The organism is Streptomyces inhibens, from assembly GCF_003389455.1.
Classification (GTDB): domain Bacteria; phylum Actinomycetota; class Actinomycetes; order Streptomycetales; family Streptomycetaceae; genus Streptomyces; species Streptomyces inhibens.
In genome coordinates, this window is sequence record NZ_QUAC01000117.1 from 1 (window position 1) to 13,257 (window position 13,257).

The 13,257-nt window shown below is 65.3% G+C and carries 8 protein-coding genes and 1 pseudogene; 5 read left to right on the plus strand and 4 right to left on the minus strand.

What is annotated here, in order from left to right; translation table 11 throughout:
* Positions 1-302 precede the first annotated feature (302 nt).
* Complete coding sequence (locus DY245_RS14960; RefSeq protein ID WP_128507520.1) at positions 303-776, plus strand: hypothetical protein; 474 nt, start codon at positions 303-305, stop codon at positions 774-776.
* 448 nt (positions 777-1,224) lie between these two features.
* On the opposite strand, the pseudogene DY245_RS14965 reads toward DY245_RS14960, so the two are convergent.
* Positions 1,225-3,423 (minus strand): annotated as a pseudogene (locus DY245_RS14965) (helicase associated domain-containing protein); the annotation flags it as partial.
* Between the two features lie 387 nt (positions 3,424-3,810).
* Here DY245_RS14965 and DY245_RS14970 point away from each other — a divergent pair.
* From DY245_RS14970 to DY245_RS14980, 3 genes are all read left to right on the plus strand, one after another.
* A complete protein-coding gene (locus tag DY245_RS14970) occupies positions 3,811-4,749 on the plus strand; it encodes a hypothetical protein (protein ID WP_244943050.1) in 939 nt (312 codons plus the stop codon).
* 17 nt (positions 4,750-4,766) lie between these two features.
* Positions 4,767-5,321 carry a hypothetical protein gene (locus DY245_RS14975; RefSeq protein WP_128507522.1) on the plus strand — a complete coding sequence of 185 codons (555 nt, stop codon included), beginning with the start codon at positions 4,767-4,769 and terminating at the stop codon, positions 5,319-5,321.
* 1,512 nt (positions 5,322-6,833) lie between these two features.
* Positions 6,834-7,604 (plus strand): transposase, encoded by a 771-nt coding sequence (locus tag DY245_RS14980; RefSeq protein ID WP_128507524.1) that lies wholly within the window; start codon positions 6,834-6,836, stop codon positions 7,602-7,604.
* Between the two features lie 490 nt (positions 7,605-8,094).
* On the opposite strand, the gene DY245_RS14985 is transcribed toward DY245_RS14980, so the two are convergent.
* Both DY245_RS14985 and DY245_RS14990 read right to left on the minus strand, forming a co-directional pair.
* Positions 8,095-8,784 (minus strand): hypothetical protein, encoded by a 690-nt coding sequence (locus tag DY245_RS14985; RefSeq protein WP_128507526.1) that lies wholly within the window; start codon positions 8,782-8,784, stop codon positions 8,095-8,097.
* Complete coding sequence (locus DY245_RS14990) at positions 8,747-10,597, minus strand: DEAD/DEAH box helicase (protein ID WP_128507528.1); 1,851 nt, start codon at positions 10,595-10,597, stop codon at positions 8,747-8,749. The genes DY245_RS14985 and DY245_RS14990 overlap by 38 nt, the downstream gene beginning before the upstream one ends.
* A gap of 721 nt (positions 10,598-11,318) precedes the next feature.
* On the opposite strand from DY245_RS14990, the gene DY245_RS48255 reads away from it, so the two are divergent.
* Positions 11,319-11,753 carry a hypothetical protein gene (locus DY245_RS48255; RefSeq protein WP_425329391.1) on the plus strand — a complete coding sequence of 145 codons (435 nt, stop codon included), beginning with the start codon at positions 11,319-11,321 and terminating at the stop codon, positions 11,751-11,753.
* Here DY245_RS48255 and DY245_RS15000 read toward each other — a convergent pair.
* The gene (locus DY245_RS15000; protein ID WP_244943051.1) at positions 11,659-13,005 is read right to left on the minus strand and encodes an NsdA family TPR-like regulatory protein; all 1,347 of its coding nucleotides are present in this window, start codon (positions 13,003-13,005) and stop codon (positions 11,659-11,661) included. The genes DY245_RS48255 and DY245_RS15000 overlap by 95 nt on opposite strands.
* Positions 13,006-13,257: the final 252 nt, after the last annotated feature.

Sequence of the window (13,257 nt, forward strand, 5' to 3'; positions counted from 1 at the left end):
GCGTAGCGGGTCACGAACCGATCCGCGTAGCGGATCGGGCCTCGCATGGCGAGGCTACCGCCGGCAAGCCGGCGGTAGGGATCCGCGTAGCGGATCCCTAGTAGTGAAGTGCCCTGCGTTGCAGGGCACTTGTCGAGGCCGCGTTGCGGCCTCGACTGGGCAGGTCCGCTTCGCTCCCCTGCCTTGGGCCCCGCAAGCGGGGCCAGCTGGCTACGGGGACGGTGCTGCGAGTGGTTGACGGGAGGTCAGGCTGTGGCGTCAGTTATCTGACTAAACAGCTGCCGGATGGAGCGGTGTTCGGCATGATCGTAACCATGGCTGCTTCTACGATGCGCTTACGGTTCACGGACTTCCTTGCTGATCCTCACGACCCTGATGTCATGCGTCGGGCCTTGGAGATTGAGGCGGACGTGATGACTTTTGAGGGAGGGACAGCAACCTTCTGGTCGAGGGGAGTTGAGGTCTGCAGCTATCCCGTCGAAGTCTTGGTTTCCGTCGAAACGCAAGGGGAGAATGCCTCCTCTGCGGACTCCCGTAAGTACACGGTGGAGGATGTGCGGAAGCAGCATCGCAACGCGTACCAGAAGTGGTCCGCGGAGGATGACGAGCGTCTGTTGGACATGCATGACACGGGGAGCAGTGTCGAGGAGCTCGCGGAGTGCTTTGGGCGTCAGCCCAGTGCGATCCGGTCAAGGCTCGACAAGCTGGGTGCTGATGCCGAAGATTCTGGAGTAACGCCTACTGTCTCCCAGCAGTCCGAGGTACCTCCTTTTTGACGGTCGCTCACAGGCGCTCCGGGTGGTGGCTCCGGTCCGGGCGAACGGCAAGGGGCGGAGTTCGTGTCTTTCTCCCGTGGTGCTTCCTTCATGAAAAAGTTTCGTTGGATCCGGTTCTTCGTTCTGTCCCCTTTGTTGTGGCGTCTGCGTCGAAAGCGGGTCGTGCAGTGTCGTCGGTCCACTCTTTGTCGAACAGGCGGGTCAGCAAGTCATCATGGTGATCCGGTAGTTGGCCGGCGCGTTTCTTGGTACGGGTCTTGGCGAGCCATGGCCCGATCTTGACGTGCTCGCCGTCGACGACGATCTCCTCTCGGGCTGTTGGAGCGCGCTGTTCTCGGTGGAGGAAGAGTTCGAGTAGCTGGACGGTCTGCTCGAAGGTTCGTCGGCTGCGCTGTGGCGGGGTGAGGGGGCTGGTGTTGGGGGTGAGCCCGATCTGGTGGAGCAGGTNGCTGCGCTGTGGCGGGGTGAGGGGGCTGGTGTTGGGGGTGAGCCCGATCTGGTGGAGCAGGTGCTGCTGGCCGGGGGCGAGGGTGGTCCAGCGTGTGAGCTGGCGTTGGAGCCAGCGTCCGATCTTGGCGGTGCCGATGAGGGTGTTCGCGTACAGGGCGGCGGGGTCGTGCCCAGCGGCAAGGTGACGGCGGAGCAGGTGGTATTTGCGGTGCCAGTCTGGTCCGTAGGGCAGTTTCCAGTTGGGGTCGATGGCTTCGAGGTCGGCGGCGCGCGTGGGGGCGAGATCTTCGTGGGCGGCGAGAGAGCGTTGTTCGGCGAGGAAGGCGCCGCCGGGGGCGGTGGTCGGGATAGCGAGATGGCCGTGGGCGGCGTGGTAGTCGGCGAGGGTGGTGAGGTGGGCGCGCCAGGCGGCGTCGTGCTTGTCCCAGATCATGTCGAGGGCGTCGAGTTCTGCTGTGAAGTCGGGGGTGAGGCGGCCAGCGGTGTGTGCGTCGCGCATGGTGGTGATGAAGCGGCCCAAGGCGTAGCCGACGGCGTCGGTGTAGTCGGCGGGGACGTCGAGGTGGCCGTAGGTGTCGTGAAAGGCCTGGGCTGCAGCGAGGCCTTCGCGTCGGGAGCGGGTGGTTGCGCCCCGGGGGTTGAAGGAGATGAGGTCCATCGCACGGGCGATGCGTTCGGGGTGGAGCGTGAAGTCGAAGTGCCAGCGGTGCTGGATGAGCTGGCTGGTTTCTTTCGGGAGCCGGTTGGCTTTGTTGGGGAGGCGTTCGAGGATGCGGTGGTCGTGACTGGCCAGTGCGCAGGTGATGGCCCAGACCGGCTCGTACGCTGTGCCCAGGATGTCCTCGGGGTCTGCGCCGGGCGGAACGTAGACGGGGACGATGAGGCTGGCGACCTTCCCGCTGACGTCCACCCGTAGGGCGCGGCCCAGGCCTTGGACGGTGCGGATGACGCTGCTGGTGGGATCTGCGAAGACGACGGCGTCGACGCTGGGGATGTCGATGCCTTCGGCGATGACCTTGGCGTTCGCCAGGATCGCGCAGTGTGAGGTGGCGAAGCGGGCGAAGGTTTCGGCGCGTTCGTCGGGGGTGTGGTCGCCGTGGATGAAGAACATCTCCGGGTTAAGGCCGGCGTATGCCTGCGGGCCGGCGGTGCGGAGTCGGCGCAGGGTGTGGCCGAGCTCGCGGGTGAACCTTTTGGCGTCCTCGACGAGGTGGAAGAAGAGCAGTACCCGGCGCATGGAGTGCTCGGCCATGGCTCTGAGGACGGCCAGGTGCAGGGCGGTGGTGCGCAGCGCGTCCGCGGTGCCGGGTTTCTCCTGCGCGGTGGTACTGGGAGCTGGGAGGTTCAGGCGGTTGCGTAGTTCGGCGTCGGTGATGGTGGGTACGACGATGCGGTAGTCGGCGGCTACGCCGTCAGCGACCGCCGTTGCCAGGGGGTAATCGTGGACCTTCTTGCCGTAGACCGTCTCGTTGTCCATCGAGTTCGCCGACGCGTCCAGGTCGGGCAGGGGGGCGAGACGTCGGCGGCGAGGGTGGGCTGTGTCTGCGGCGGCTGCCAGGTCCGGGGCGGCGAAGCTTCGTGGTGTCGCGGTCATGTAGAGGCGGCGGTCTGCGTGGATGCGGCTGCCGTCGTTGATGACGGCCCACTTCTTGTCTGCGCGGCCGGCGATGCGGTGTGCTTCATCCATGATCGCCAAGTCGAATGGCGGCACCGTGAAGGCGCTGTGCTGAGTACCTTCGATTTTGTCGAGGGAGTCATAGGTGCAGATCACTGTGAGAGCGGGGATCTGGTCCTGCCTCTCCCCCACAACTGACATTAGGGCTGCGAGGGCTTGGGAGTTGTTGGTGGAGCCGATCCGGCGTGCAGCGAGGGCGTCGTGTGCTGCGGTGTCCATCGAGGACACGATCACCAAGTGCTCCAGGTGTCCATCGCGACGCCAGGCCAGAGCGGTCTGCGCCGCCAGGTCCAGCGTGGGCACCACCACCAGCACCAGACGCGCGTTCAGTTCATCAGCGATCCGGATCGAGGTCAGTGTCTTGCCCGTCCCCGTCGCCGACACGAACAACGCCCGCGTACCCGACCGACGCAGATGACGCACCGTCGCATCCCGACCTCCGATCTGGTCCGGGCGCAGCACCGGCTGCGCGGGAGTACAGAGTGGGGTGGCGTGGACCAACATGACCATGCAGAACATCATCGCGCAAAAACCCGGCAATGGCTGTTGGCTCCTGGAGCCCCCTGCCTTCCCATGCTTCCCTTTGAGTCACAGACCGCGTGGGGCGTTGGGGCATGGTTGTGGGCCCGCGTCCGCGGGATGCCCGTCTCCTGGACGAAAGGCACCTGTGCAGGGCTGTGTTGCTGGCGAGTATGCGAGCGTCAGACTCCAAGATTGACTAGTAAGTTCGATGTCAGTGCATAAGTTCGATGCATTGCGGGCCTTGAGGGGCTCGAGGGAGGTCACGTCGGCCATCCGGGCGATATCTGGTGCTACCGTCATATGCTCATCTCACCCTGCACGCCCGCCCGTTCAACTCCCCGTCATCCTTAGGACGGTCAGCTCGCGTGCCTTGCCATAGGAGACGCGATGGCATCCATCCGGAACATGCGGGAACGTACAGTCGCCTTCTTCGAGATCGTCAAGAACACCTCGGGGGAACAAGTGCGGATGCCTCAGCTGGACTGGGACGGGGCTTTGTCGTCGCTGGCCACCGCTTCCCTGCAGGAACGGATGGTCGACAAAGAGCTCACGTTCGTAGGATCGGTGGCCACCGTAGACGAGCAGGACCATCTGCTGCTTCACCGGGTCAAGGACGCCAGCGAGTGGCTGAGTCTGATGGACTGGAGTACCGGAGAGTGGCGGGAACTCGAGCAGAACGCCAGCCGAGGCTTCGTCGATACATCGGCAATCTGCTTCCTGCCGTTCGGGAATGTCGTGGGCATTATGCAGGGGTCAGTCTCCGCCCCCACCCACAAGTCTCTCGAGACCTGGTTGAACGAGCTCCGTCTATTCCCTGATGTAGACCTGGTAGTCCGGCCGGTGCTGTCGAAGGCTGAGGTCGAACGGCTGGCCGCCGCTCACGGGGCATCACGTATCGAGATCAAGATCGGGAATCACAAGGTTTCGGCACTGCGCGATCGGGTCGGTCGGCTGGCGAAGTTCCTGCGCGTGGCCCACGAGGCGTACGGCGATATCAGCGTCACCATGATCATCAGTGTTCCACGTGGGAAGGCGCTCGCCGAGCACCGTCAGGCGCTCCTGGACGACCTGCGGGATATCGCCCCGGTGGCGCCTGACGCCGCCGAACGCGCCCGCGCCAAGCTGGTCTTCGCCGAGGCCGACGGCGCCGAACGCAGCCGTCTGGTGGAGCTAACGGAGCACCACATCACGGCCAAGCGGCGTGTGTCGGCAGTGGATGAAGAGGGGAACTCCATCCGGATCTTGTCAGCGGTGGATGCCATCCTAGGCGTAGCGGCCGAGCACGAGGGCGAGCTGCGGGCGGCCGTGGAGGCTGCCCAGACCTGACGCGTCGAGGGGGCGGCATGAGCGTGCGGGATTTTCTCGTAGATCGATGGTCGGAAGCCGTGTGGTGGGACTACGTGATCGCCGTATCGCTCGTGGCAGCCCATGTCCTTGTGGTAGAGGTTTCTGGCCAGGGGGACTGGTTGGCGTGGATCGGCACCGACCAGCGGGTCTCGCTTTACGGGACGGCTGCAGGGGTCGTGTCGGCGATCGGAGGATTGGGCTCGATCGCGATCTCCATCTACTTGTCGAGTAACGGGGAACGCATCCGTGCGGTACGCCGGCATTACCAGAACGAACTGCGCCGAAACTGGAAGTCCCTGCTTGTCGCAACAGCATTGATCTGCGTATGTTGCCTGGCTGCACAGGGGCTTGACGGCACACGCGATCCGCATTCGGCGCGCTACCTCTTCGAGGCGGCTATGGCATTGGCCCTGGCTCGCTTCCTTCGCATGCTGTGGCTGTTCGACAAGATGATGCAGCTCAACGACCGCGACCAGAGCGAGCCCACCCGGGAGCCCGCGCCAGAGCTGGATCCCAACTGGCGTCAGCGGCGCCGCAACCGGACTGTCTAGAGCAGCTGCCGTCCGGAGAAGCCTGTTTCACCACATCGGGCTCCCCACAGACTCCTCGGCATGAGCCCGTGCCACGCGATTGCGGTTCCCGCAGCAGTCGATCAAGCGACCTATCCAGTCAGGAGATCCCGCAGTGCCCCGCTACCTCGATCCTGCCGAGGCAAAGGCCAATATGATCAACAAGGGCGTATGGCCTATCTCGGCCTGGCCCGGGTCCGGCAAAAGAGTGGCTCAGCGTCTGCATGACATGCGCTTCCTTCGTCACTCCGCTGTACCGCAACGTCATGCGGCCCGGCCGTGGCGGCTGCAACCCGTGCGCGCTCCGGAAATCCGCCGAGATCCGGCGCACACCGCACGAGGAGGCCGTCACCACGATGCGTGCCGCTGGAGTCGAACCACTCGAGACTTTTCCCGGAGTCGACACCCCGTGGCGCTGCCGGTGCCTCAACGCTCTTTGCCCCGGCTTGTGGATGGGGGATCCGGCCGACATTCGCCCCCGCCTCTCGGACGCACGCGCCAGCAAGATCTCGGCATGTAAGTACTGTGCACTTGTCGCTGTCCGTCCTGAGCGTGCCGTCCAGGGGATGATCGAGGGGGGAGTTCAGCCACTTGAGGACTACCAGGCTGCATGGGCGCCGTGGCGGTGCCTGTGCCTCAGGTGCAGGGCAGACGACATCACCCCTGCCTATGCGAATGTTGTGCTCGGCGGGCAGGGTGGGTGTAAGCATTGCGGTGGGAGGCTAAGGGTTCCTGATCAACAGGCCGTCAGTGAGATGCGGGCAGCCGGCGCAGAGCCGCTGGAGGCGTATCCGGGCGTCAACACACGCTGGAGGTGCCGGTGTTTGGCCCCTGACTGCCCCGGACCAGCCAGCCGAATCATCTATCCGCGCCTGGGCTGGGTGAGACGCGGCGCGCAGGCCTGCAAGTGGTGTGCCGGAGTGGTCATTGATCCGCTTGCTGCATGCGACATCATGATCAGTCAGGCAGGACTGGCGCCCCAGGTGCCTTACCCGGGCGTGCGGGAGCAGTGGAAGTGCCGCTGCATGAACTGCCAGAGCATCGTGTATCCCACCCTCGGAAGTGTGAACAGCCGCGGCACTGGGTGCTCTGAGTGCGCTCCCTACGGATTCCAGCGCGGCAAACCGGGCCTGCTCTACCTGGTGACGCACCAGCACCTCAAGGCCGCGAAGATCGGTATCTGCAATCTGGGAACCCGGCGCGTCGAAAGACACGAAGGACGGGGCTGGAAGCGGCACGCCACTCTCCCCTTCCCCCTGGGACGCAGCGCCGAGTTGCTGGAGAAGCAGGTCCTGGCGGAATGGAGGGCTCAGGGATGGCGCCCTGTCCTCGACGCCGGCAGGCCATACGACGGGTGGACAGAGACTGTTCCCCTCAGCGAAGAGGTCACCGTACAAGCGCTCTGGCAAGGAGTCCTAGAACTAAGCGAGTTGCTGGTTATCATAGACTAAGGCTTGTCCCGTAACTGCTGGTCATAGGTGAGACGATCTTGCTATGGCTGGTGTGATCACGGCGTCGGAGTCGTCCTGGATAGCCCCGTTCACCGGGTTGAGCCCGCGTGCCTTCGGGAAGCTGGTGACTGTTCTGCGGCGCGAGGGTGCGGACGCGGTCTGTAAGGGCCGGCCGTGGAGCCTTCCGCTGGAGGACCGGGCACTGCTGGTCGCGGCGTACTGGCGCACGAACCTGACGATGCGACAGCTCGCCCCGCTGTTCGGGGTGTCCAAATCGGCGGCGGACCGCATCATCAACCACCTCGGGCCGATGCTCGCGCTCCAGCCCCGCAAGCGGTTCGCCAAGGACACCGTGCTCATCGTGGACGGCACCCTGGTCCCCACCCGCGACCACACCATCGCCGCACAGTCGAAGAACTACCGGTACTCCACCAACCACCAGGTCGTCATCGACGCCGACACCCGACTGGTCGTCGTGGTCGGCCGACCGCTCGCCGGAAACCGCAACGACCGCAAGGCATGGGAGGAGTCCGGCGCCAAGTCCGCCGTCGGCAAGACGCTCACGATCGCCGACGGCGGTTACCCGGGCACCGGACTCGTCATCCCACACCGCCGTGAGCGCGGCCAGACCGAACTCCCGGCCTGGAAAGAGGAACACAACACGTCCCACAAGCAGGTCCGCGCCCGCGTCGAGCACGCCTTCGCCCGAATGAAGACCTGGAAGATCCTCCGCGACTGCCGCCTCAAAGGCGACGGCGTCCACCACGCCATGCTCGGCATCGCCCGGATGCACAACCTCGCCCTCGCCGGATAGTTCAGCGGCCCGCACTGCGGCCACCCACGCCCGAGGTGACTCGAAGATCATTTACGGGACAACCCTTAGGGTAGAGGTTTCTCTGGACGGCACGGTCAACTGTGCCCAATGACGATCACCTATATGAGATCAGTGGAGCCCCTCACGGCGGTCCCGCGATAAACGGCGCCGCCGCTTTCCTGGTCGGCCCACTCGCTCGCTAAATCCGGGCGGCAAGCGGAACGCCGCCTGGGGCACTTTGCGACCCCAAGGCTCCCATCTCCACAACGTCCCTTAGGAATCGACTCCCGAATTTGCACAGCCGCCAGATAGACCCCCAGCGCGGACATCCCGACCCTCAGGATCACACGCGCAGGCCAGGGTCAGCGGAAGTGGAGCTATGTGTCAGTCTGCGCAATTCCGTATTTCCTGTCACGCCTACCGAGGGAAGACCACGCATCGCAGAGTCAGGGGGCTGAAGCCCCTCCAGGGCCGTCTGCCTTCGTGGCTGTCAGGCTTCGCTCGTGGTGTCCGTGACGAGCTGGCTCAAGGTGGTGCACACTTCGCGGGCTTGTTCGGCTCCGAGCTTGTCGAGCAGCTTGCGGGCGATGGATTCCGGGTCGGTCAGCGGGATGGTGGTTTGCGGCCGTCGCCACCCAGCTTCCACCGCGGCAGTGTATGCCTTCATCCGCCCGGCGGTGACCTCCTCCAGCAGGTCGGGCCGGTCCCTGGCGAGCTTGCGCATGATGTTCTCGACGGTGTTGCCGGCGGGCGCCTTCTTGCGGGGTGCGGGCACGGCAGGCGCTTGCTCGGCCACAGCGGAAGAGCCGAAAGAACTCTGTACATCGTTCAGAGTTTTCGGTCGTCCGGGGCCGCGGGCAGGTGTCAGCTCGTAGAGGATGGCTAGCAGGTCCGGGCGGGGTCCGATCAGTCTCTCGATGACCGCAAGGTCGGCTCCCAGGCCTTGCAAGGGCAGCGTTTCCACGAAGTCTGCGAACTCGCCAGGTTCGTAGGTGATGTGGTCGCCGAGGCGGGTCACGAAGTCCATCCAGCCACCGGTGGTGAGCAGTTCCTCCAGCAATTTGGGGACGGTTCCCAGGGAGGTGGCGCCCGAGCGGAGTGAGGAGCCGAGGGAAGCGACAAGCTGGCCGCGTTCTTTGAGTTCACCTGGCACGGTGGGTTCTGCGTCGTGCGCCGTCACGAGCTGCTTCCTTTTTGATCTCTGTGGCCAGGTGGTCAAGGATGCGTTTGAGGGTAGACGTCGTGCAGTCGGGCCTGGCTCCGAACCGCCGCATCAGATCAGTATTGATCGCAGTCTGTCGCTTTCCTCGTTCCTGGGTGCTGTCGTTGCCGTTGCGGCGGCACTGCATGCGGGCGAGGCGGTCAACGTGCCGGTCAACCTCAGCCCTGATCATGTCTTTCTTCTTGTAGGCAGGCATCGGAGCGGCTGGCGGCGGGATGGGGGCGGCAATCCCTATGCGTGCCTGTGTGGCCAGGAATTCCGCCATGTGCCGGGCGTAGGTGGTAGGGATGTTGTGTTCAAGGCAGGCTTCGTGGCCGGGTAGGTAGATTTTGGCGGGCTGGCCGATGCCTCGCCGGTCGGAGCGGTAGAACTCTGCGGATCCGGCCTCCAAAATAACGGTGCCTCGGGCCTGCGCTTCAGGGCCGTCCATGAAGGCTGGATTGCCGTCGAGGTCGAACAGCTCAGCCTGCTCGGCCTCACCGCCTGCAGTGTTTTCGTGGCGCTGCTGGGGAATGGGCAGGGTGGGTGATGTTTCGACGGGTGCTTCCGCCGCGTCGTCAGCGTCGAGTTCGTCATCGTCGAACCGGCTGAGCTGGTCCCGCAGTTCCTGCTCGATCTCGGTGCCGAGTTCCATCAAGACCGAGACGGCCGGGATGATGATGTGGGCGTCGAAATGCGGCGGACATTCAGGGCGGGTACGGACGAAGCGTCCCACGTACTGGCGGAAGAACAGCGGGGTCTTCCAGCGACTCAGGTAGCAGCCGACCATGAGGCGGGGGACGTCGACACCCTCGGACACCATGCGGATCGCGACGAGCCACATCTTGGAGCCGTCTTCCCTGAAGCCATTCAGTTTTTCGACGGCATGGTCGTCCTCGCTGATGACCACAGTGGGCTCTTGGCCGCTGATCAGGGTCAGGAGCTTGGCGATCGCTTTCGCTGTCTCCTTGCTGTCAGTGACCACTAGCCCCCCGGCGTCGGGCACGTCCCGACGCCGGTCAACCAGCAGCTGGTGCGCCTTGTTCAGAAGGGCAGGGGTCCACTCCTGCTCCGGATCAAAGACGGCATCGAACATCCTGCCGAGTTCCCGACCCGTGCCGGTATCCCTGAGCGACTTGGTGATCTCTGTGGCGTTGTCGAGATAGCGGGCTTGCCCGTCGTAGGCGTGGATCTCCACGGCCCGGCATACATTGTCGGCAACTGCGTTTCCGTACTCGTAGGCGAAGTCGACCAGGACCCGGCCAGTTTCGGCGTCGTAGCGGCACCAAGGGATGGGGCAGTCGTCGGAACGCCAAGGCGTGCCGGTGAGCATGAGGATGTTCTCGGCATGCGTGAGGGCTCGCTGGGTTCCCTCTCCCCACGTCTTGTTGTCGCCCAGGTGGTGAACCTCATCCAGGATGGCCAGTGTCGGGGTGGAGGTGACCGCACGGAAAGCGCGCTCGGCGCCCGACGCGTTCATCTGAGCGTAGGTCGCGACGAATCCATCGGATTCACGGTCGTTGTAGTCCGAGGGGTCTTTGACGGGCAGCAACTCGAGACCGAACACTGAGGCAACGTCCGCCCATTGCTGTCGCAGGGAGTCGCTGGGCACGTAGACGGCGACCCGGGAGATGACCCCCATCTCCTTGAGCGTGGCAGCCACATACAGGGCGAAGATCGTCTTACCCGCTCCGGGGGTGAGCATGGCAAGCCACTCGCGTCGGCCCTTTCGGTCCGCCATGTACCGGTCGACAGCCTCCTGCTGGCAGGTACGCAGTTGTGGCCAGGGCATGGCAGCACTCCCCCGTTGAAGTCCGTGCGAAGGTAGCGGCGCGGCCGGAAGCAGCCCTTTGCCTCCGCGCCGGCGCGATGGTGTGACGAGGCCGCAGTCCCTGTGCTGGTCAGGCAGCCTGAGTCGGCGGCATGGCGTTGTGGACCATCTTGATGGTGGCGATATTCACGCGACCACTGCGGGCAGTCGAGTTCACTCGAATGACCGATGCTACGACTCTTCGTTGACGGCGGCAGTAGGGTGGAGTCACTCCGGACTGAACGCTCTTCGTCCCCCGGCCGCGGCGTGATGTCGGCGGAAACCCGTACTCCGGCAACAGACCTCCTCCTCACCGTCTCTGCAGCCGCACTGGACGAGCCGACCGTGTGGCGGCTGATCCGCTCCCTAGCCAAGCTCGCCAGCCCCAGGCCGGACGCGAACCGCGGACGTCAGCTGAACTTCCACGTAGGACAGCGCAACGTCAGATTGCCCGGGCATTCCCTGGGGACTGCGAGGCAGCCGGCGGTGCCGGGCCGGGTGTCGCGCTCGCAGTGCTCGCCATGGCGGTTGGTGGCTGGTGGATGGCGCTGCGCGCCAAGTGGCAGCGGGTGGAGGCTCAAGGTTTGCGGTATCGGCTGGACGCACTGCACCATCGGCAGTTCGAGCACGCGGTACGGGACCTGAAGGCGACTGATCGTTCGGCAGGCGCTGGGTCATTAAGTGCAAGCGCCGCCGGGCCGGGGTGGCCGGGTCCGCGGTTGGGACGCCCAACCTGCATGTGCTGAACGGGACGGCGCGGCAATTGCACGGGGCGGACGTGGTGGTCTTGGTGACCAACGGCAGGTTCTCCGCGAACTGCTCACCGTTGGCAAAGTCTCAGCGGCTGCACGTGGTCGACCGCCGGGTTGCTGGGCCAACGGGCTTCTGGCTCAATTCTGTTGTGGGAAATTTTGCCGCGGCTGCTGGCACCGCGAAAGCCCGGTGCGTCGTCGTAGTTCTGTCGTCGATCGGTGACAGCGCAGGAGCCCGCCAACAGCGGGTCCCTGTGTTAACACGGCTGGCGTCGGTGCGCTGCTGCGTTGTTACGCGCTGGCTTCGTCTTTTCCGTGATCGTCGATGGACGGTGGCAACGACCGGACACGCTCGTGTAGATCATCGACTCCGGCCGCCGGGGTAGTAGCGAGGGCTTTGTCCAGGCGGACTAGCCGGGCGCGGGAGGTCGAGCGCAGTCTGGCAGCCGGCACCCTCTCCAGAACGTCGAGGGCGCGTTGCGCGGCGTCAGCCGGACGAAGTGCGGCCTCGGTCTGCGCGAGCACCAACGTGCTGGCTGCCCACCCCGGTGTGCCTACGGCAGCGTGGCTCGCTGAGGCTTCGGCCTGGACAGCGGCTTGCTCGGTGCGGCCGAGCGAGAGGTGGGCTTCGGCTTCGTGGAGAGCGTATTCGGCGACGTCGAAGCCAAACCGGCCTGGCGCTTCGCCGACTGCGTCCGCTTCCAGTTCCCTGCCTGCGGCTGCGAGTGCGGCATCAGCTTCGTCGGCGCGGCCTTGCCCGGCGAGCGTCGGCAGCTGTGCCCAGGCGTGCAGCTGGGCGCGGGCGAGCCCGGCTGGCGCGTGGATGAGGCCTTGTTCGGCGTGGGTGAGGGCGCGGGCGTATTGGCCGGCGGCGCGGGCCACCATGCTTTGGGCTCCGCAGGCCCATGCAGTCAGGCGTGCGTCTGCGGAGCGGGTGCCATAGGTTCCGGCGGTTGTCAGGTGTGCTCTGGCTCCGGAGGCATCGTCGAGGTGGAACGCGAGGTTGCCGAGGAGTGCTGAGAGCCAGCCGATGCTGCGTCGCATCTCGGCGGCGACGGTTTCTTCGACGGTGTGGGTGGTCAGTGCGTCGGTCAGCAGGTTGCGTGCGGTGCGTACTTCGCCGAAGAGGGTGTGGGGTGGGTGCTTGCTGTAGTTGAGGGCGTAGTGCTCGACGGCGGCTTCGGCCAGTTCGACGACGGCGCTGCTGCCTGCGGGGTCGGTGAGCAGAGCGAGGTGGAGGGATTCGCGGACGGCCGGCAGACCGGTGGATGTGGTCATCGCCACCACCCTTTCCCGTGCGGGTGCCTCGCACGCCTCGGCATCGGCTCGACCGTATCGGATCTTTGCCCCTAACCCGAGGCCATCGAAGGCCTCGCCACCGGCTCGGCTGAGGCCGAGCTGCACCGGGCGTGCCCCGTAGGCCCGGCAGAGCATGGCGGTGTATTCCTGGCCGGGCCAGTCGTGGGGGTCGTGTTCCCAGCGGCAGAGCATGGACTGCGATGGTCCTGGGGGGATGAGGCCGTCGGCTCGGTAGAGGTCGCTGATCTGGGCGACGGTGTCGGCTCTCGACCAGCCCAGGGCCAGACGCCAGGCCTCAAGAGCGGTGACTTCCGGCAGGGCGTTGCGGATGGCGGTCACGGTCCGCTCGGTGCTGCGGCCTTGGCGTTGGCAGTGCATGCGGATCTGCGCCGCCTCTTTGACGATGGTGGCGCGGCGTGAGCGGGTGATCGTGGCTATGGCGCACCCCCGTTGTGGAGCGGTCAGCCTGCCTCACGGTAGCTGAGCTGGTTCCGGTGAGGCAGTACGCCTGCGGGCGGGAACATTGCGGGTGGGCCCGCAATGCCTGTGCTTCAACGGGCAATGATTTGGGGCCAGTTGCTGCGCGACGCT